The 20,458-nt window shown below is 66.6% G+C and carries 19 protein-coding genes; 7 read left to right on the top strand and 12 right to left on the bottom strand.

What is annotated here, in order from left to right:
- Positions 1-10: 10 nt before the first annotated feature.
- Genes AC4ELH_RS03325 through lspA form a run of 6 tightly spaced genes read right to left on the bottom strand, consistent with a single transcriptional unit; the run spans position 11 to position 4,582 of the window.
- Positions 11-655 (bottom strand): TetR/AcrR family transcriptional regulator, encoded by a 645-nt coding sequence (locus AC4ELH_RS03325; RefSeq protein WP_448447727.1) that lies wholly within the window; start codon positions 653-655, stop codon positions 11-13.
- Positions 656-1,564 (bottom strand): DUF6596 domain-containing protein, encoded by a 909-nt coding sequence (locus AC4ELH_RS03320; RefSeq protein ID WP_498883231.1) that lies wholly within the window; start codon positions 1,562-1,564, stop codon positions 656-658.
- A gap of 29 nt (positions 1,565-1,593) precedes the next feature.
- Complete coding sequence (locus AC4ELH_RS03315; RefSeq protein ID WP_064958621.1) at positions 1,594-1,971, bottom strand: YciI family protein; 378 nt, start codon at positions 1,969-1,971, stop codon at positions 1,594-1,596.
- 30 nt (positions 1,972-2,001) lie between these two features.
- Complete coding sequence (rarD, locus tag AC4ELH_RS03310; RefSeq protein ID WP_498883326.1) at positions 2,002-2,901, bottom strand: EamA family transporter RarD; 900 nt, start codon at positions 2,899-2,901, stop codon at positions 2,002-2,004.
- Between the two features lie 50 nt (positions 2,902-2,951).
- On the bottom strand, positions 2,952-3,875 hold the full coding sequence (locus AC4ELH_RS03305) for an RluA family pseudouridine synthase (RefSeq protein ID WP_498883230.1): 924 nt from the start codon (positions 3,873-3,875) through the stop codon (positions 2,952-2,954).
- Entirely contained in the window at positions 3,875-4,582 is a 708-nt protein-coding gene (gene lspA / locus AC4ELH_RS03300; protein ID WP_064958620.1) for a signal peptidase II, read from the bottom strand. Before lspA ends, AC4ELH_RS03305 begins: the two co-directional genes overlap by 1 nt.
- 77 nt (positions 4,583-4,659) lie before the next feature.
- On the opposite strand from lspA, the gene AC4ELH_RS03295 reads away from it, so the two are divergent.
- The 3 genes from AC4ELH_RS03295 to AC4ELH_RS03285 all read left to right on the top strand — a co-directional run bounded on the left by AC4ELH_RS03295 (position 4,660) and on the right by AC4ELH_RS03285 (position 6,602).
- Entirely contained in the window at positions 4,660-5,607 is a 948-nt protein-coding gene (locus tag AC4ELH_RS03295) for an asparaginase (protein WP_448447804.1), read from the top strand.
- Between the two features lie 65 nt (positions 5,608-5,672).
- Positions 5,673-6,101: a hypothetical protein gene (locus AC4ELH_RS03290; protein WP_236734788.1), complete on the top strand. Its 429-nt coding sequence runs from the start codon at positions 5,673-5,675 to the stop codon at positions 6,099-6,101.
- A gap of 39 nt (positions 6,102-6,140) precedes the next feature.
- Positions 6,141-6,602 carry a hypothetical protein gene (locus AC4ELH_RS03285; RefSeq protein WP_064883510.1) on the top strand — a complete coding sequence of 154 codons (462 nt, stop codon included), beginning with the start codon at positions 6,141-6,143 and terminating at the stop codon, positions 6,600-6,602.
- Here AC4ELH_RS03285 and AC4ELH_RS03280 read toward each other — a convergent pair.
- The gene (locus AC4ELH_RS03280; RefSeq protein WP_064883512.1) at positions 6,584-7,969 is read right to left on the bottom strand and encodes a DNA polymerase IV; all 1,386 of its coding nucleotides are present in this window, start codon (positions 7,967-7,969) and stop codon (positions 6,584-6,586) included. The two genes, AC4ELH_RS03285 and AC4ELH_RS03280, sit on opposite strands and share 19 nt — an antisense overlap.
- Positions 7,970-8,002: 33 nt before the next feature.
- Between AC4ELH_RS03280 and AC4ELH_RS03275 the strand changes: the two genes are divergently transcribed.
- On the top strand, positions 8,003-8,221 hold the full coding sequence (locus AC4ELH_RS03275) for an RNA-binding S4 domain-containing protein (RefSeq protein ID WP_055113809.1): 219 nt from the start codon (positions 8,003-8,005) through the stop codon (positions 8,219-8,221).
- A gap of 10 nt (positions 8,222-8,231) precedes the next feature.
- Here the strand turns inward: AC4ELH_RS03275 and ileS are convergent, their stop codons facing one another.
- The gene (gene ileS, locus AC4ELH_RS03270) at positions 8,232-11,417 is read right to left on the bottom strand and encodes an isoleucine--tRNA ligase (protein ID WP_498883229.1); all 3,186 of its coding nucleotides are present in this window, start codon (positions 11,415-11,417) and stop codon (positions 8,232-8,234) included.
- Positions 11,418-11,718: 301 nt separating this feature from the next.
- On the bottom strand, positions 11,719-12,285 hold the full coding sequence (locus tag AC4ELH_RS03265; protein ID WP_498883228.1) for a hypothetical protein: 567 nt from the start codon (positions 12,283-12,285) through the stop codon (positions 11,719-11,721).
- Between the two features lie 136 nt (positions 12,286-12,421).
- Here AC4ELH_RS03265 and AC4ELH_RS03260 point away from each other — a divergent pair, with 136 nt between their 5' ends.
- From AC4ELH_RS03260 to AC4ELH_RS03250, 3 genes are all read left to right on the top strand, one after another.
- Complete coding sequence (locus tag AC4ELH_RS03260; protein WP_064883587.1) at positions 12,422-12,790, top strand: hypothetical protein; 369 nt, start codon at positions 12,422-12,424, stop codon at positions 12,788-12,790.
- Between the two features lie 48 nt (positions 12,791-12,838).
- Positions 12,839-13,573, top strand: a complete 735-nt coding sequence (locus AC4ELH_RS03255; protein ID WP_064958615.1) for a hypothetical protein — start codon at positions 12,839-12,841, stop codon at positions 13,571-13,573.
- Positions 13,574-13,726: 153 nt separating this feature from the next.
- A complete protein-coding gene (locus AC4ELH_RS03250; RefSeq protein WP_302050789.1) occupies positions 13,727-16,726 on the top strand; it encodes an MMPL/RND family transporter in 3,000 nt (999 codons plus the stop codon).
- Positions 16,727-16,756: 30 nt separating this feature from the next.
- On the opposite strand, the gene AC4ELH_RS03245 is transcribed toward AC4ELH_RS03250, so the two are convergent.
- The 3 genes from AC4ELH_RS03245 to AC4ELH_RS03235 are packed head-to-tail and all read right to left on the bottom strand — an operon-like array spanning position 16,757 to position 20,439.
- Positions 16,757-17,929 (bottom strand): PE-PPE domain-containing protein, encoded by a 1,173-nt coding sequence (locus AC4ELH_RS03245; RefSeq protein WP_448447741.1) that lies wholly within the window; start codon positions 17,927-17,929, stop codon positions 16,757-16,759.
- 50 nt (positions 17,930-17,979) lie between these two features.
- Entirely contained in the window at positions 17,980-18,684 is a 705-nt protein-coding gene (locus tag AC4ELH_RS03240; RefSeq protein WP_448447743.1) for a GAP family protein, read from the bottom strand.
- A gap of 30 nt (positions 18,685-18,714) precedes the next feature.
- Entirely contained in the window at positions 18,715-20,439 is a 1,725-nt protein-coding gene (locus tag AC4ELH_RS03235; protein ID WP_498883227.1) for an AMP-binding protein, read from the bottom strand.
- Between the last annotated feature and the right edge of the window lie 19 nt (positions 20,440-20,458).

Here is a 20,458-nt window from a genome sequence, read left to right as displayed (position 1 = left end):
CGCCGAGCTTTCAGCGATCACGATCAGCGATCGACAGCAACCCGTTTCCGATCACCTGATGCAGTTGCTTGGCTATCGCCGGCACATCAACCGGCCGGCCCTGCCAACCACTGTAGGCACCCACTCCCCACATCATCGCGTACAGCAGTTCGACCAGGGTCGCCGGCTCGGTGTACGGGGACACCTCGCGGCGGGCGATCGCCTCGGTGACCACCTCGCCGAGGAACCCGCGGGTGGCCGCGACGGTGGCGGCGGGCAGGCCCGGGTGCCGGTAGGCCTCAAGCCGCGCATTGGCCAGGAACCCGACCACAGCGTGGTCCCGATGCCACACCGCCACCACCGCATCGATGTAGGCATGCAACCGATCCAACGTTCCTTCATGCTGTTTCGCCACGCGAATGCACGAAACGACGACATCGTGCGCCTGCTGGAGCAGCGCGCTGTAGAGCTCTTCGCGGCTGGCGAAGTAATAGTTGAGGGTCGGGCGGCTCAGACCACTGCGATTCGCGATCTCCTGGAATGTCGCCGCCGCGTAGCCGCGCTCGTTGATGACTTCATAGGCCGCGTGCAGGATGCGTTCACGGGTTTGCGCAGCGTCGGCGCCAACCGGCCTACCGGGCCGACGAGCGGCCCGAGGCCCGCTTCGCACAGTCATTCAGCAAACACTATGACATTGCCAGAATGAGGTCAAAAGATGCGTTCGCAAAGAGTCTCCCGGATGGGTCACGACCCCGGTCCGGTCTGGCCGGTCGATCGGAGCCCCATCAGCCGTCCGGCCAAGTAGGTCCGCACCGCATCGTCGGCGGTCAGTTCGATGGCACGGCGGTATGCCGCGGCCGCCTCGTCGACCCGTCCTGCCTCGGCGAGAAGATGCCCGTGCCTCGCACAGACACATCAGTGCGGCCAGGCCCAGAACCTCGGGCTCCTCGGGCAACAACTCGACGAGCACCATGGCCAGGTGCAGGGCCTCGGACGACAGCGATTCGACGGTCGTTGTCTGCGGGACGGACAGCCAGTCGATCGAGTAAGCGCCGTAGACCGCTTCGAGTACCTCGGGTAGCCGCGCATCGAGGTCGGCGCGCTCCGGCAGGGTGAACGGGATCCCGGTGTCCCGAATGCGCTTCTTGGCCCGCACCAGTCGTTGCGCCATGGTTGCCGGGGCAACCGCGAAGGCCGAGGCGATGGCGGCGGCCTCCACCCCCAGAACCGTCTGCAGCATCAACGGGGTGCGGATGTCGGCGGCGATGGCCGGATGGGCGCACACCAGCATGAGTTCGAGCCGGCAGTCGGGAATCACCGCCGCGGGGTCCGCCATCTCCCAGGCGACGTCGTGGTCCTCGGTCCATGGCCCGGTCAGCCGATAGGCAGGCGATTTCCACATGTCCCGCAGTCGATTTCGCGCCACGGTCACCAACCACGCCTCGGGATTGGCCGGAACGCCGTCGCGTGGCCACCGCTGCAGGGCGCGTTCGAGCGCGTCGGCCAAGGCGTCCTCGGCCGCGGCGATGTCGCGGCTCTGGGCGGCAAGCAACGCAAGCAGTCGGCCGTAGGACCGGCCGACCACCTGCGCGAGGCGCGCCGAGGCCGGTGTGTTCAGGGGGCGTACCAGCCCCGGCCACTGCGATAGGTCACGGCGACGGGCCTGATCTCGATGGAACCCCACGCCGCGGCGGGGCATTTCGCCGCCCACGCCAATGCCGCATCGAGATCGGGCACGTCGATCACGAACACGCCGCCCAACCGCTCTCTGGTGTCGGCGAACGGGCCGTCCTGGATCTCGGCGGCACCGGTACGTGCGGTGTAGGTCGTGGAGGCTGACGCCGACTGGAGTACCTGTGTCCCGATGAGCACTCCGGCCGCGTCAAGATCGTCGGCATAGCGGGCGAATGCGGCCCGCGCCGGTTCCATGTCCTCGTCGCTCAGGCCCGCCTCCGGGCCCTCCTGATAATGCATGAGTAGGCAGTACTGCACGGTGTCGTCCCGGTTTCGGTTTTCAGCCTGTCACCGTGATGACGATTCCGATTGCACCTGATCGACAAAGTCGGCCGAAATCTCGGCCGGCTTTTTGCGCAGCGCCCCGACCGTCATGATCACCAACGCCACCCAGATCAGGGCGAACCCGATCCACCGGCCCAACGGCATCGGCTCGTGGCCGATGAACACCCCCCAGGCCATCTGCAGCCCAGGGTTGAGATAGAACAACAGGCCCAGTGTCACCATCGGGAGGCGCTGTGCGGCCGCGGCGAACAACAGCAGCGGGACCGCGGTGACCGGCCCGGCGAGCAACAACAGCAGCGCGTGCCAGGTGCCGTGGTCGAGGAAGTTTCCCCGGCCCAGCACCTCGAGCGTGATCAGATAACCGGCCGCGAAGGGAAACGCTGCCAATGTCTCTGTGGCCACGCTCACTCTCGGGTCGGCCTGCACCACTTTCTTGATCAGGCCGTAAATGCCGAAGGACAGCGCGAGCACGACCGCGATGTATGGCGGCGCGCCCAGCTCCACGGTCAGGATCACCACTGCGACGAGTGCGAGCACCAAGGCGACCGCCTGCCATCGGCTGATCCGTTCGCGGAACACCAGCACGCCCAGCAGCACGCTCACCAGGGGATTGATGAAATAGCCGAGAGCCGCGTCCACGACGTGGCCGGTGGTCACGGCATAGATGTAGGTCCCCCAGTTGACGGAGATCAACGCGGCGGCAATCAGCAGCTCTAGCCAGGTCTTCAGCGTCAACCTGCGGAGGTCACCGAGCCGCCGGGCCACCGCGAGCACCAGCAGCAGGAACACTGCGCTCCACACGATGCGGTGGGCCAGCACCTCCGGCGCTCCCGCCGGGAGTAACAACAGGAAGAAGCCGGGGCACAAACCCCACCAGATGTAGGCACCCGCACCGTAGAGCACCCCGGCGCGGGTGGCGCCGGTCTGCTGCGCAGGTGCCTGCACACCCACCGCTAGTGGCGGCGCAGAACGTCGAGGGCGGCCTGCAGGTCAGCCGGATACGGACTGGTGATCTCGATGCGGCGGCCGTCGGCCGGATGGGCGAAGGCCAGCGACCGGGCATGCAGCCATTGACGTTCCAGCCCAAGCTTTTTCGCCAACGTCGGGTCGGCGCCGTAGGTCATGTCGCCGCAACACGGGTGGTGCAGCGCGGAGAAGTGCACGCGGATCTGATGTGTGCGGCCGGTCTCCAGGTGGACGTCCAGCAGGCTGGCGGCCTGGAACGCCTCCAGGGTGTCGTAGTGGGTGATGCTGTGACGTCCGCCCTCGACGACCGCGAACTTCCAGTCGTGACCACGATGCCGCCCGATGGGGGCATCGATGGTTCCGCTCGACGGATCGGGGTGTCCCTGCACCAGCGCGTGGTACCGCTTGTCCACGGTGCGTTGCTTGAACGCCCGCTTGAGCACGGTGTATGCCCGCTCCGACAACGCCACGATCATGACTCCGGAGGTGCCGACATCGAGTCGGTGCACGATGCCCTGGCGTTCGTGGATGCCCGAGGTGCTGATCCGGAACCCGGCGGCGGCCAGCCCGCCCAGGACCGTCGGGCCATGCCAACCCACGGTCGCATGCGCGGCCACACCCGGCGGCTTGTCCACGGCCACGATGTCGTCGTCCGAGTAGAGGATGCCCATGCCCTCGATGTCGACCGGGGTGTTCTCGACCTGTGGGGGCGCCTCAGGAAGCCGAACTTCCAGCCATGCCCCGGCGACGAGCTTGTCGGATTTGGCTGCCGGCGCGCCGTCGATATCGACACCGCCGTCCTCGGCCATCGCTGCCACCGCGGTACGCGACAGCCCCAGGAGCCGGGCCAGGCCGGCGTCGACCCGCATTCCCGCCAGGCCCTCGGGCACCGGCATCGACCGGGTGGTCACTATGACGTCTCGGCCTGGCGCCCGACCGCGCTCGACTCGTCTTCGGCCGCAGTCTCCGGATCGGCGTCATCAACCTTCTCGGACTGATCATCGTCGGCCGCTTTGTCGTCGCCCGCTTTGTCGTCGGCGTCGTCGTTCAGGCGCCGCCGCCCGACGGTATCGAAGTCGAATCCGAACAACGAGAGCGCCACCAACAGGATCGCGCCCCCGACCACCGCCGGATCGGCCACGTTGAACACCGGCCACCAGCCGACCGAGAAGAAGTCCACCACGTGCCCACGGAGCGGTCCAGGGGCACGGAAGAAGCGGTCGATCAGGTTTCCCGTCGCACCGCCCAGGATCATCCCGAGACCGATCGCCCACCACGGAGAGACCAGTCGGCGGCCCATCCAGACGATTCCGATCACCACTCCGGTCGCGATGAGCGTCAACACCCAGGTGTATCCGGTTGCCATCGAGAACGCCGCGCCGGAGTTTCGTACCAGCGTCCAGGTCACGGTGTCACCGATGATCGACACCGGCTGTCCGGGCGTCAGCAGGCGTACCGCGAGCACCTTGGTCACCACGTCGATGAACAGCACGACCGCGGCGACGGTGAGCAGCAGACGCAGCCGCCGCCGGGGCGGAGCAGCGGTTACAGGGGATGGTTTCGCATCCCCGGTTGCGTCGGTCACCGGCTCTACCGGGCCTGACGTTTCATCAGTCACTCCCCCATCATCCCAAACAGTCGAGCCGGGACAATTGCGGGACAATCTGGACCGTGACGGAGACCGTGACAGGAGCTGTGGCGCCGCGCCGCCGCGTCGTCGTGATCACCACCGGCGGCACCATCTCGACCAGCACCGACGACGCCGGAATCCGGCGTCCGACGCGTGCCGGGGCCGAGCTGACGGCCGGACTGGCGGTTGACGCGGACGTCGAGATCGTCGATGTGCTCTCGACCGACAGCGCCCTGCTGACACCTGCGGACTGGGACGTGATCCGAGCGGCGTCCGGCGCCGCAGCGGCCCGGGCCGAGGGCGTCGTCATCACGCACGGAACCGACAGCCTGGAGGAAACCGCGCTGTGGCTCGACCTCACCTACGGCGGAGCCGTGCCGGTGGTACTGACCGGGTCGCAGCGCAGCGCCGACGCGCCCGATGCCGACGGTCCCGCCAACCTGCGGCACGCCATCACCGTCGCGGCCAGTCCGCAGGCCCGAGACCTCGGGGTGGTCGTCAGCTTTGCCGGGACCGTGTGGCAACCGCTGGGTCTTCGTAAGCGTCACACCGACGAGTTGAACGCCTTCACCGGCGACGCGATCGGAACGGTCATCGATGGTCGTTTTGAAGCAGCCGCGACCAAACGCCGCACGTTTCTCGGCGAGTTGTCCGCAGCGACGGCACCGCGAGTCGACATCGTCGCCGCGTATCCGGGAGCAGACTCGACCGCCCTGGACGCCTGCGTCGACGCCGGGGCACGCGCGGTCGTGCTCCAGGCGATGGGCTCGGGCAATGCGGGAACTGCGCTGATCGACGCGGTGCGCCGGTACTGCCGCGCCGGTGTCGTGATCGCGGTGTCGACCCGGGTTCCCGACGGCCCGGTGGTCGCGCAGTACGGACCCGGCCGGCAGTTGGTCGACGCCGGCGCCACGATGGTCCCTTGCCTGCGCCCGGCGCAGGCGCGGGTTCTGTTGATGGCCGCACTGGCTGCCGGGCGACCCGTAACGGAGGTCGTCGACGCCTGGGGTTGACGACCTGTGCTGAAATAGCGAACGTGCGTTTCCACATTGTGGCGGCAGCTGCCGTCGGCCTATCGATGTTCGGCCCGCTTCCGACCGCGCAGGCTTGGCCGTGGCCGCCGCCACCTGGGATCGAGGACATCGACGGCTACCCGATCGCCGAGGGCAACTACACCTCGCCCACCGATTTCTACGGGCTGTACTTCCAGACCCCAGACGGTCGGTACTGCGGAATCCTTCCCAACCGCGGTCCGGTCGGGTGCGACGCGGTGCCCGCGGATGCACCCGAGGGCATGAACCAGACCTTTGTCGAGGCCGGAGCACCGGCGTCCTACCGCTATTCGGGGAGCAAGCTGTTCACCCGGGATGTAGGCGTGCTGCCCGCAGGCTATCGACTGGAGAACTGGGAGGCCGCCTGCGCTGTCACCCACGAGGGCACACTGATCTGCAAAACGTCCGGCCGGCACGGCTTTTCGCTCGACGCCGCTTCCGGCGTGCTCTGGTAGTCGGCCACGGGGGTTGACGGCATCGGTTCAATGGAACCTATGCGCCATCACCTCATGGCAATTGCGGCGATCGGCCTGCTCACGCTGACACCGGCCCCGACCGCGGCAGCGGAGCCACCACCCGGCGCCGACGACATCGACAGCTATCCCAAAGCAGAAGGGCATTACAGCTCACCCACCGACTTCTACGGCGTGTTCTTCCGGACCCCGGACGGCCGGCATTGCGGAATCGGACCCAACGGCGGACCGGTCGGTTGCGACGCAGTGCCGATCGATGCACCGGCGGGCAGCAACCAGATCTTCGTCAACAGTGGCGGGCCCGCCTCCTACCGTCACTCCGACACGGCCTCGTTCACGCGCGATGTCGACGTGCTGCCCGAGGGGCATCGGTTGGAGAACTGGGGCGCGAGTTGTGGGGTCGGCTATCAGGGCACGGTGACGTGCAAGACGTATGGCGAGCACGGCTTCATCCTGAATGCCACCTACGGCGTGCTCTGGTAGTCGGCCAGGCCGCTGAGATAGTCGCCCCAGTCCAGGCTGTCGACCGGATCGGCCCGGCTGAAACCGGGAGTGTCGTCGGGAAACGTGCGGGCCGGCCCGGGACCGCTGGCCCTGGTTTCGAAGCGCACGGTCATCACGCCGTGACCGGCCCCCTGGACCCAGCCGTGACCGTGGTCGGGGTGCGCGACGTCGTCGCCGATGCGCCAGCCCGTCGGGCTGCTCTGCGCAGCCTCGGTGGCCTCATGCTGGTGCGAGTCGGAGATGTCGTCGAGCTGCTCGAGGTCCGGAAACAGGGATTCCTGCCTGCTGTCCGACAGCCCCGAAAAACCCACGCCGACAAGGCGAATCGGACCGATCTCCACCGGGTCGAGCAGCAGCCGGCGGGCGGTGCCGATCAGGGTGGCGGCCTCGGTCGTGGCATAGGCCAGCGTGGCCGAGCGAGTCAGCGTGCTCATGTCCGACTTCTTCAACTTGACCGTCACGGTCCGGGCACCACGACCGTCTTTCTCCAGGCGACGGTGCGCATGTTCGCCGATCGGTGCGATCGCGTCCTGCAACTGACGAAGAGTGGTGAGATCCTCCGGAAAAGTCGATTCCGCGCTGATCTGCTTGGCCTCGGCGCGCTCGGCCACCGGGCGGTCGTCGATCCCGCGGGCCAGCCGATGCAGCGCGGCACCCACCGCCGTGCCGAGCACACTGGCGGCTTCGGCATCCGACAACGCGGCCAATGCGCCCACCGTCTCGATACCGAGTCGGTGCAGCTTCTCCTCGGCCACCGGGCCGATCCCCCACAACTTGCGTACCGGCAGGCCGTCGAGCAACAGCGCTTCCTCGTCGCGGCGGACGATCCGGATCCCATCGGGCTTGGCCAGCCCGGATGCGATTTTGGCGATCTGTTTTCCCGAGCCGGCTCCGACGGAGGCCACCAGCCCGGTCTGCTCGAGGACCTTGGCCCGCAACTGCTGACAGAACTGTTCGACGTCGGCGGCGGTGGCGCCGACCAGTTCCACCGGTTCGCCGAAGGCCTCGTCGAAGGACAGCTGCTCGAGCACCGGGACGACGCTGCGCACGGTGTCGAGTGCGCGTCGGCTCGCCAATCCGTAGACCGCGCCGCGGGGCGGCAGCACCACGGCGGGTGCACCGACGAGCCGGCGGGCCTGGTGCATCGGCATCGCCGACCGCGCGCCGTAGCGGCGCGCCTCGTAGCTGGCCCCCGCCACCACACCGCGCCCGCCGAGGCCGCCGACCAGCACGGGTCTGCCGCGCAGGGTGGGACGCGTCAGTTGTTCGACGGATGCGAAGAACGCATCCATGTCGAGGTGCAGAACCCAGCGTCCGCCCGCGCCCGTGACCTCGGCGCCGTTCATAGTTGCTGATGCTATGGCGCTAGCCTGACTTTCATGACGCCGGATGACGTGCCGATCAGGGACGAGTCGATTCGCCTGGGACAGTTCCTCAAGCTGGCCTCCCTGATCGACAGCGGCGCCGACGCGAAGTCCGTCATCGCCGACGGCCTGGTCAGCGTCAACGGCGAGGTCGAACTGCGCCGCGGCCGCCAACTACGACCGGGCGACACCGTCGCGTTCGCCGGCCGCAGTGCGCGCGTGGCCGGCGGCTGAACCCACCGCCTCACGCTTTTGCGATCGCGACCCGCACTCCGTCCCCGATCTCTGTGCCCTCCAACACCGTGTCCGTGCTCATGAATTCGAAACCGGTGGCCAGGATCTCTCCGGCGATGAGATCACGATGGGCCCGCGCCCATGGCTCGTACTGCGCCGGCACCGACATCTGCACGACGATCCGGTCGGACACCTCAAGGCCGGTGGACTTGCGCAGTTCCTGCAGTTCGCGGATGCGGTCCTTGGCCCAGCCCTCGGCCTCAAGCTCCTCGGTGACTGTGCCGTCGAGCACCACCAGGCCCGCACCGTCGGGCAGAGCCGCGGTCCATTCCGGGTCGGCGGCAACCAGTTTGGCGGTGTACTCCTCGGGCTGCAGCACCACCGGTCCCGCGGTCAGGGTGCCGTCGGGATTGACCACGCCCTCCCCTGCCTTGACGGCCTTGATCGCGGCCTGCACGTCCTTACCGATCCGGGGACCCGCGACGCGGGCGTTGACGGCGAGGTCGAACTTGCCGTAGGCGTCGATGTCGTCGGTCAGGTCGACCGCCTTGACGTTGAGCTCGTCGGCAATCAGATCCGCGAACGGGGCGAGGGCAGTTGGGTTTTCGACCGCGACAGTCAGTTTCGGCAACGGCAGCCGCACCCGCAGCTTCTTGGCCTTGCGCAGCGACGAGCCCACCGAACACACCTCGCGGACCTGATCCATCGCGGCCACCAACTCGGCGTCGTGCGGCACCACATCGGCTTCGGGCCAGTCGGTCAGATGTACCGAACGCTCACCGGTCACGCCCCGCCAGATCACCTCGGTGGCCAACGGCAACAGCGGAGCCGCGAGTCTGCACGTCACTTCCAGGACGGTGTGCAGGGTGTAGATCGCGTCGGCATCCTCTTCCCAGAAACGCGAACGTGACCGACGCACATACCAGTTGGTCAATGCCTCGGTGAACTGCCGCAGTTCGTCGCACGCCCCGGAGATGTCACAGGTGTCCAGTGAAGTGGTCAGATCGTCACGCAACTGCGCCAACTTGGCCAGGATGTAGCGATCGAGCACGTTGGCCGAGTCTGTCCGCCAGGTGCCCTTCTTCGGCGCGTACAACGCCAGGAAGCTGTAGGCGTTCCACAACGGCAGCAGCACCTGACGGACACCTTCACGAATGCCCTGTTCGGTGACGATCAGGTTGCCGCCGCGCAGGATCGGCGAAGCCATCAGGAACCAGCGCATGGCGTCGGACCCATCGCGGTCGAAGACCTCGCTGACATCGGGATAGTTGCGCAGCGACTTGCTCATCTTCGCACCGTCGTTGCCCAGCACGATCCCGTGCGCCACACAGGTTTTGAAAGCCGGCTTGTCGAACAGCGCGGTGGCCAGCACATGCATGGTGTAGAACCAGCCGCGGGTCTGGCCGATGTACTCGACGATGAAATCGCCCGGGAAATGCGCGTCCTCGCCGCTGCCCCCGGTCTCATTGTCGGCACCGCCGACGCCGTCGAACCATTCCGCGTTCTCGAACGGGTAGTGCACCTGCGCGTACGGCATCGAACCCGAGTCGAACCACACATCGAACACGTCCTCGATGCGGCGCATCGTGGACTTGCCGGTCGGATCGTCGGGGTTGGGCCGGGTCAGTTCATCGATGAACGGTCGGTGCAGATCCGTCGGCCGCACACCGAAATCGCGTTCGAGCTCGTCGAGGCTGCCGTAGACATCGATCCGCGGATAGGCCGGATCATCGGACTTCCACACCGGAATCGGGCTGCCCCAGTACCGGTTTCGAGACACCGACCAGTCGCGCGCATTGGCGAGCCACTTACCGAACTGTCCATCCTTGACGTGCTCGGGGTACCAGGTGATCTGCTGGTTGAGCTCGACCATCCGGTCCCGGAAGTCGGTGACCTTGATGAACCACGACGAGACCGCGCGGTAGATCAACGGATTGCGGCACCGCCAGCAGTGCGGGTAGGAGTGCTCGTAGGTTTCGTGCCGCAGCAGCACCGCGCCGTTGGCGGCAGCAGGCCCGTCACCGTTCTTGAGGTCGCGGATGATCTGCGAGTTGGCGTCGAAGACATGCTGACCCGCGTAATCGGGCACGGTCGCGTCGAAACGGCCCTTCGAGTCCACCGGGGTGACCGCGACGATGTCGGCGGTGTCGGCGGTGGCCTTGTCGTCCTCACCGTAGGCAGGCGCCATGTGCACGATGCCCGTGCCGTCCTCGGTGCTGACGAAATCGGCGGCCAGCACCTGGAACGAATTGGGTGCGTCCATGAAGTAGGGGAACGGCGGCAGGTAGTGCGTCCCGAGCAGGTCGCGCCCGGTGTAGCTGCCGAGGACTTCAGGCTCTTCCCCGAGTTCGCGCGCGTAGGCTGCGAGCCGCGCTTGGGCCAACACGTACCGCCGCCCGTCGGTGCCCTTCACCAGGACGTAGTCGATGTCGGGGTTGACGGCGACAGCCTGGTTGGACGGCAGCGTCCAGGGCGTCGTCGTCCAGATCAACAGGTGGGCGCCCTTCAGCGGGCCCTCGGTCACCGTGAAGCCGACCGTCACTGCCGGATCCTGGCGGCTCTGGTAGACGTCGTCATCCATCCGAAGCTCATGGTTGGACAGCGGGGTCTCGTCGTTCCAGCAGTACGGCAGCACCCGGTTGCCCTCATAGGCCAGGCCCTTGTCCCACAGCTGCTTGAACGCCCAGATCACCGACTCCATGAAGGTCGGGTCGAGGGTTTTGTAGTCGTTGTCGAAGTCCACCCAGCGGGCCTGCCGCGTGACATAGGCGCGCCACTCGTCGGTGTATTTCAGGACCGAGGCTCGGCAGGCCGCGTTGAACTTCTCGATGCCCATCTCTTCGATCTGGGCCTTGTCCGCGATGCCCAGCTGGCGCTGCACCTCAAGTTCGGCGGGTAGGCCGTGCGTATCCCACCCGAACCGGCGTTCCACCTTGTAGCCACGCATGGTTCGGTATCGCGGCACGATGTCCTTGACGTAGCCGGTCAGCAGGTGGCCGTAATGCGGCAGACCGTTGGCGAACGGCGGTCCGTCGTAGAAGACGTACTCCTCGGCATCCGCACGGCGCGCGATACTGGCCCGGAAAGTGTCGTCGCCGGCCCAATAGTCGAGCACCTCGAGTTCCCGCTCCGGGAAGTTGGGTGCCGCCGGCTTGGGATATCCGGCCGACGTTGAAGACTCCGATTGGGCAGTCACTGACGCGTCTCCTGTGCCTATGACGTGGCCGTCGGGCCGCGTCGCCGGCCCCTCATTGAGGAGCCTGTGTGTCCTAGGCACGGGGACGACGTCGCGCGGGTGCGCAAGCGCCGCGGTACCACCCCGCTTGCGCGCTGTCACGCAGCGCGCCGCTCAACTTTCAGGCGATCACGGGCCCACCCGTCCGGTTCTACTGAGCCGCGGAACCCGCAACTGTTCTTCCGAAGGCTCCCCGGTGATGGCCGGATCAGCGCCGATGCGCCCAGTCTAGTGAGCACCGCAAATCATCGAGAAATCACACCTAACCGGAGGTGACCTCGATCAGTGCCAGCGGGAACTGCTCGGCCAATTCCTGCACCGTGCACTCGTCGAACCCGCGGCTGTCGAACCGCCAGTCCAGGCTCATCGTGGCCGCACTGTCACGCCGGATGTGCAACGACAGCGGATGTTCGCACTGACCGGCCCGGGGCCCCTCGCCGTAGGCGAAGGCGATGTCCGCCGGTGGGTGGTCCCCGTTGTCGACGACGGGCCGCGCCGCCGCGAGCAATTCGTGCCCAGACAGGCCACGATGCGACATGCAGGGCACCCCGACGCGGCGGTATCCGGCGCGCTCGGGACCAGTGACGACGTCGACGACCAGCACACCTTCACCGATGGTGCGGGCGACCGTCCGGCCCAGCGCAGCCAGCAGCAGCTCCTCGGCGGTGCAACCCATCGCGAGCTGGGCTTCGTGCACCTCCGCGGACAACACCTCGTCCAGCGAACTGGACACCGACGCCAGATCTGCGACAACGGGAGGCCCCACGGTGCCGTAGTCGGCGATCCACGAGCTCGCGCCGTATGCATGGGGCAGGACGGAAACAGACATAGGTGTAACGGTAGCCAGAGAGTCCCAAAAATGGGAGATCTGTGCCAAAACTCTGACATCGTTGTCAATTACGTCATTGCTGGCTTCCCTGCGGTTCGCTGTGACCAACTCCGGGCCCGGGGTCTATTGTGTTCTGATGCCGCGAACCGACGAGAACGGCAGGCAGCTCAAGGCCCTGCTCGACTATCTGCTGGACGGCGAGGTCGACGCCAAGGCCGTGTACAGCGCGCTGGGCGTATCCAGCAGCACGTACTACCGGCGTGTGAAAGAAGCCGACTACCCCAACGCCGAGGAATTGCGGCAGGTGGCCGACCGCTTCCATCTCAGCTACCCCGACCTGCAGATCCGGTTCGGGCTGATGAGCCGCCAGGAAGTCTGGCACTACATGGAGTCGTCGCCGGTGACGGTGGCACCGACGGATACCGCCACCCGCGTGCGCCCGACCGTCCACCGCTCCAAGAGACTGTCCCAATTGACCCCGAGATCCGACGCACCCCCGCTGTGAGCAACCCGCACGTCAGCTGAACCGCAACACCGTCCGAGGCAGATCGTTATGTCCGTCGCCACACTCATCCTGATCACACTGGCCTGCATCCTGTGGAGCCTGTGGATCAGGAGGGTCACCTGGTCGTGTCGGTGGGAGGTGGCCGCCACCCTCAACATCGCGCTCCAGGGCCTGGCCGTGCTCCTGATGTCGCCCTGGGCCTCGGCGACCATCGGACAGGTCCTCTACGAGCTGACGGGCAAGTGGAATGTCGAGGACTACATCGGGCACGACTGCTACATCGTCGCGGCGTCGGCCATCGTGTACAACTCCCTGGGCCGGCTCCAGGACGACAGCGCCATGCAACGCTCGTTCAAGCAGTACGTCGAGCGCCCGGCAACGATCTGTATCCCGGTCCTGCTGGCCACGTTCTCGATGGGCAACGGCGCCGCGGTGTACCGAGCCGACTTCTTCCAGGTACCGACCGACTTCTGGCTCAGCGTGTACTGGATCATCCTCTGCGGCACCTTGATCTACCTGCTGGGGTACGGTGCCCGCGCCATGCTGATCCTCCGCAAGGATCCGCGGTCCCGGCGGATCGCCAACATCTATCTGTTCGCCTCGATCAGCGGCGTGCTCGCGTGCGCGACACGGATCGTCACTTCGCTTGTTCCGGCGCTGCAACCCATCGAGAACGGCCGACTGGTCTGGATTTTCGCCTGCGGCTGCGGCGCGATCTTCGCACTCGCGTCCGCGCATTCCTGGCGGATCAAGACGCGGTGGCTGTCCCCGAGCAATCGGTGATCGGTGAGGTCGAGGCGCACATCAATTCACTGTCCCCACGGCACCGCCCGCTGCCGTCCCGCTCGCCCGTAGGATCGTAAAGTGCCGTCGCCGACAGAATCTACGAGCACGGCCGAACACTCCTCGCTGTTCGTCCGGCTCGGCTCACTGATAGTGCGATGGCCGTGGCTCGTCATCGGAATCTGGCTGGCCATCACGGCTGCCCTCCCACTGACGTTCCCGTCGCTGACGCTGATGGTGCAGCAACGGCCCGTCGCGATCCTGCCGTCACACGCACCCGTCACCCTCGCCACCCGTGAGATGACCGAGGCGTTCCACGAATCCGGCTCGGAAAACGTGCTGTTGGTCGTCCTGAGCAACGACAAGGGCCTGGGCCCGGCCGACGAAGCGACCTACCGCACGCTGGTCGACAACCTGCGCAAGAACGACGCCGACGTCGTGATGCTGCAGGACTTCATCAGTACCCCTCCCCTGCGCGAGTTCATGGCCAGCAAGGACGGCAAGGCCTGGATCCTGCCCGTGGGCATCGCGGGCAACGTCGGTTCGCCGCAGTCGTACGCGTCGTATACCCGGGTCGCCGCCATCGTCAAGGACAGCGTGCACGACGCCTCGCTCACCGCGAGCCTCACCGGCCCGGCCGCCACCGTCGCCGATCTCACCGACATCGGCGAACACGACACGACCGCCATCGAGATCGCCACGATCGGGATGGTCCTGGTGATCCTGCTGTTGATCTACCGGAATCCGGTCACGATGCTGCTGCCCCTGCTCACCATCGGGGCCTCCCTGGTGACAGCGCAATCAGTGGTCGCCGGCCTGGCCTCGCTCGGGATGGGGATCTCGAACCAGACCGTCGTGTTCCTGACCGCCATGATGGCAGGCGCCGGGACCGACTACGCGGTGTTCCTCATCAGCCGATATCACGACTATCTGCGCGACGGACTGGAGTCCGATCGCGCCGTCGAACAAGCACTCGGCTCGATCGGCAAAGTCATTGCCGCGTCCGCCGCGACGGTGGCCGTCACCTTCCTCGGGATGACGTTCGCCCAACTCGGCGTGTTCTCCACGGTGGGCACCGCGCTCGCCGTCGCCATCGGCATCGCGCTGTTGGCCGCGTTGACACTGTTGCCTGCCGTGATGGTGCTCGTCGGACGGCACGGTTGGATCGCCCCGCGCCGTGACCTCACGAGCCGACTCTGGCGACGGTCCGGCATCCGCATCGTGCGCCGACCGTGGTCCCATCTGGCCGCCAGCCTGGTCGTCCTCGCGGCACTGGCCAGTTGCGCATCCCTCGTCCAGTACAACTACGACGACCGCAAGGCGCTGCCGGCGCACGCCGAGAGCTCGATGGGGTATGCGGCCCTGGAAGACCACTTCCCGATCAGCTCGGCCATTCCGCAGTATCTGATCATCCAGTCTCCGAACGAGTTGCGTACGCCGCAGGCACTGGCCGACCTGGAACAGATGGCCCAGCGGGTGAGCCAACTTCCCGGGATCGCCGTCGTGCGCGGGATCACCCGTCCCACGGGAGAATCGCTGCAGCAGGCACGACTGAGCTATCAGGCCGGCGAGGTCGGGACCAAGCTCAATGACGCGTCAACCCAGATCAACGGGCGCGCAAGCGATCTCAACCGGCTGACCGACGGCGCCGATTCCCTGGCGACCAGCCTTCTCGACGTGCGCACACAGGTCACCCGCGGCGTGGCCGGAGCGCGTGGCCTGGTCGATGCCCTGGCGGCAATGCAGAAGCAGGTCGGTGGCAATACGACACTTCAGCAGGTCGACAGCGCGGCAAAGCTTGTCAGCAGTATGCGGGCACTCGGAGACTCACTCGGTTCGAACTTCTCCGATCTGACCAACGGAATGCCGTGGATCGATCCGGTCCTGCGGGGACTGGACACCAGCCCCGTCTGTCTGACCGACCCAGCCTGCCTTGAGGCCCGCGGAGCCCTGCGCCGTCTGGCCGCGGCCCGCACCGATGGAACCTTCGATCAGATCGCTGCCCTGGCCCGGGATCTACGGGCAACAGATCCGATGCAGTCCCTCGATGACACGGTCAAGAAGCTCAGCACCACCATCGACACCGCGAGCAAGGCCATGCAATCCATGGGTCTGGCCAACCCGGCCCAGGCACGTTCGCAGCTCAGCACCCTGCAGACCGGTGCCGACACCCTCGCCGACGCCAGCCGACAGATCGCCGACGGGGTCTCGCAACTGGTCACGGAGACCAAGCGGATGGGATCGGGGCTCGACGAGGCGTCGGCATTCCTGCTCAACATGAAGACCGACGCGGCCAGTCCCCCGATGGCCGGGTTCTACGTGCCCGCCCAGATCCTCACCCAGGACGACTTCCGCAAGGCCGCAGCGACGTTCATCTCTCCCGACGGTCATACCGCGCGTTACCTGATCCAGACCGACATCAACCCGTTCGGCACCGAGGCGATGAACCTGGTCAATGCGATCGGTGACACCGCACGTGGCGCCCTGCCCAACACCGCGCTCGAAGGGTCCTCGGTGTCGATCGCCGGATATCCGGCGATGCTCCGCGACACCCGCGACTTCTACAACCACGACATCCGGCTCATCCTCGCGCTCACGATCGCTGTCGTGCTGCTGATCCTGGTGGTCCTGTTGCGAGCCTTGGTCGCGCCGATCTACCTGATCGCCTCGGTGGTGATCTCCTACCTGTCGGCTCTGGGCATCGGGGTCGTGATGTTCCAGTATGTCCTCGGCCAACAGTTGCACTGGAGCGTTCCCGCGCTGACCTTCATCGTGCTGGTCGCCGTCGGAGCCGATTACAACCTGCTGCTGATCTCCCGAATACGCGATGAGTCGCCACATGGCGTGCGGTCGGGTGTGATCCGTACCGTCGGATCCACCGGCGGCGTGATCACGGCAGCCGGGCTGATCTTCGCCGCATCGATGTTCGGGCTGTTGTTCGCCAGTATCTCCACCGTCGTGCAGGCCGGATTCGTTGTGGGCGTGGGGATTCTGCTGGACACGTTCCTGGTGCGCACCTTGACCGTGCCCGCCATCGCGACGCTGATCGGCACGGCGAACTGGTGGCCGTCGGATTTCGTCACCCGGCAGGTCGAGCGGGTGCGCAGTCGGCTGCGGGTGGGGGTCAAGCAGGAAGCCGAGCCCGGCAACTGAGCCGAGCTCGGCAACGCTGGGCGGAGCCGGCTAGCCGATCCCTGGGAACAGGTTTTTCACCTGCTGAGCGGCGTTGTCGATGTTGGCCTGATCGGTGGGGCTCACCTTGATGCCCTGCACCGCCTTGTCGATGTTCTCCTGGTCGGTGCGGCTCAACTTGATCGTGGGCTGCGACACGGGAGCCTGCTGTGGCGGCAGTTCCGCCAGACCGGTGCCGGCCTGGCGCAGCCACTCCTCGACGTTGGCCCGGGCCACGGGATCGATACCGGTAGCCGGTGCACCCGGGTAGTCGTTACGGGAGTATCCGGCGTCCACCATGGGACGAACCACGCCGTCGAGCTGGTCGACCAGCTCGTTGGGAACTCCGAGATCGCGAAGCGGCCTGGTCAGGGGCAGGAGTTGGGTCGGCAGGAAATACGCCGTCTGCGTGGCTCCCTTGGAGTTGACCGTGACGAAGATGTTCTGCGGCGGCACGTCCTCACGGGTGGAGTACGACGTCTCGGTGTGCAGATACTCCAGCGCAACAAGCGAATTCGCAAGCGCCAGGAAGTTGTCCGGCCGATCGGGGAAGTCGGCGATAAAATCGTATTCACCCACGACCAGGGTGGTGTCGTACTGGCTCTCCACCGGACCGCGCACCGTGTAGTCGATCAGCGGCACGTACGTTCCCGGCGTCAGCGATGACAGGACCGAATGGCTGAAGGGTGTCACCGACTGCGGGGGCCCGAACAATGTGAAGGACACGCCTTCCGGGGCGCGCGCACCGGGATCCTGCGACAGGCGCGCCAGCGCCTCGCTGAGCACCAGCGCGCCCTCGGAGTTGCCGACCACCACGGTCTGGCCGGGAGTGTTCTGCAGCGCGGTCTTCAGGTTGCGCGCACCGATGTCCACCGAGTCGCCCACACTGTCGGTCGAGATGTCGTTGCCGGGCCACAACTTGTCCGGCAGCCGGCCGTACACCATCCCGGCGGGATACTCGACGATGCGCCGGTTCGCATTCGGGTAGTAACCGCGGCCCACCTTGTTGGTGATCTGGTCCCACGGAATGCCGGGGCCGCGGGCGCCGCCGAAGATCAGCGCGTTCTCGGCGGACGCGGTTCCGGCGCCGAACACCGTTCCCGCGGCGACGAGGCCGACGGCGAAGGTTCCGGCCAGCAGGCCTTGCGGCACGCGGCGCCGACGTCCTCCGTTGACTCCAGGCATCCTGCCGTCTCCCTTCTGAGCACCGCCCGTCGGCGGTGTCATGCTGCCGCTCAAATCCCCAGCAGACCGATCGTGATGAACAAAGCACCTGCAGCAGTGAGGATCATCGCTACGTCGCGCCGCGTGCACGAACGGATCCAGGTGTGCACGCGGGTCATCCACACCAGCGTACGTTGCGGCGCAATCAGGTAACTCAGGAGTGGGATCTCCACGAGTGCAAATGCCACCAGGTTGAAGGCGATCACCGCGCCAACCTGTGTGCCGGGTGCGACACCGGAGGCGTGTATGACGGCCAGTGCCGCCAGGTAGTCGACCGACGGCAGCGCGATGCCCAGCCCGCTGACGCCGGCCACCCACAGCGAATTGCCTTGCATGACCGCACGTATCCGGTCTCGCAGACCGACGCGCGGCGCCGCCACTGCCACCTGGCCGGAGCCGGATTCCTCAGGCGCCGGCTCTGCCTTTTGCGCCCGCCGCGAGCCCACGTTGGCGGCGACCAACACGGCGGCGACCAAGGCGAGGATGCCGATCCCGATCTGCATCCTGGGCACGGTGAGCGTGCCTGCGGCCAGCGGTGCGGCGTCGAGGACCAGCAACGCCGTCCCGCCGACCACCAGGCCCATGAGGAATCCACCGCACAGGAACGCCAGCAACTGATGCACCGGCCGGGGACGGTTCAGCATCAACACGGTCAGCCCGATCCGTACGGGTTCGAGGCTGACCGCGATGGCCATCAGCAAAAGGGTTGCCCACATGGTGGTTTCAGCGCTTCGGTTCAGCCCCGATCAGGCGTCCAACCTCGCAAATTCCTGCCGCCGGTACAGCTCTGCACTCGCCTGACGACGGACCTTGCCGCTGGTGGTGATCGGGAGCGAGCCGGGGGCCACGAGTGCCAGGTCGGCGGGGTTGAGTCCGTGCGCCGTCGAGATGGCGGAGATCACTTCGCGTTTCATCAACGTGAGACGCTCAGACAGGTCCTCCGGGCTTTCGTCGGAACGCTTCTTGACCTCGATGACGGCGACCAGCTTCTCTTCCTCTTCATGGTTCACCGCAATCGCAGCGACGCGCCCACGGGAGATCGCCGAGACCGTGGCCTCGATGTCGTCCGGGTAGTGGTTGCGCCCGCGGACGATCAGGAGATCCTTGACCCGTCCGATGATGAACAACTCGCCTTCGGAGATGAAGCCCAGATCGCCGGTCCGCAGCCATGTTCCGCCGGGGACGCCGTCGACGGTCGCGCCGAAGGTCTCCTGCGTCTCGGCGGGCCGGTTCCAGTATCCGGCCGCGATGTTCTCGCCCTGCGCCCAGATCTCACCGATCATCCCGGCGGGCATCTCGGTGTGGGACTCCGTATCGACGATCCGTACGGCGGGGCTCTGTGGTGTCCCGTAGCTGATCAGCGCGGTTCCGCTGGCACACCGCTCGGCGTGCCCGGCGGCCAGTTTCTCGGGCTCGAAGTGGGCCACCACCGGCGGCTTGCCCGGCTCGCGCGTCGCGACGTACAGCGTGGCCTCGGCCAGGCCGTAGGACGGACGAATCACCTTGCCCTGCAGATTGAATGCGGCGAACCGCTTGGTGAAGCGTTCGACGGTCGCATGGTGAACACGCTCGGCGCCGCTGATGATGCTCAGCACGTTGCCCAGGTCACAACCCGCCATATCGTCATCGGTGGTCTTGGCCGAAGCCAGGTCGAAGGCGAAGTTGGGCCCCGCGGTCAGGCCAGTGGTCACGCTGCCGAGCTGCTGCATCCAGCGTGCCGGACGGGCCAGGAACGCCAACGGACTCATCATCACCGTGCGCCATCCACCCAGGATCGGCGCCACGATGCCCGCCATCATCCCCATGTCGTGGTACAGCGGCAGCCACGTCACGACGGTCGTGTCGGCCGGTGGCACGCGGTTGTAGTCCGGATAGAAGCTGGCCATCATCTGCTCGAAGTTGGCCGTCAGGTTGCGGTTCGAGACCATCACGCCCGCGGGAGTCCGCGTCGAGCCCGACGTGTACTGGAGGTACGCGGTCTCGGGGGCGGCTTCGCGCCTCAGCCGTACCGCCTTGCGGGAATCCAGGTCGAGCGTGTCGACCTCGAGCACGACGGGTGCCGGGTTGCCGTCCTGGGCCACCGCATACGGGGTCACCGTCGCGGAAATCGCGGACGTGGTGAGGATGACGGTGGGCGCCGCGTCACGCAGGACCGCGGTGACCCGCTCGTCGTGGGCGCCGATTATCGGCGTCGACAGCGGGACGCAGACCACCCCGGCTTCCAGTGAAGCCAGGAACGCGACGATGTAGTCGAGGCTCTGCGGTGCCAGCACCACCGCGCGGTCCCCCGCTGCGGCGTGGGTCTGCAGTTCCCCCGCCAGATTCCGGATGCGTCGGTAGAGCTGACCCCAGGTCAGGGTCTCCTCAACGCCATCCCAGTCGCGTTCGTAATCGACGAAGGTGTAGGCGATGTCATTGGGCTGCATGCTCGCCCGCTCACGCAACACGCCGTTGAGTGTTGACTCAGCCATCGAGTGTGCCTTCCTGTTC

It is taken from the genome of Mycobacterium shunyiense (assembly GCF_058270075.1).
Note: the sequence above shows the minus strand (reverse complement) of the source record. Positions and strands in the feature narration are given on the sequence as shown.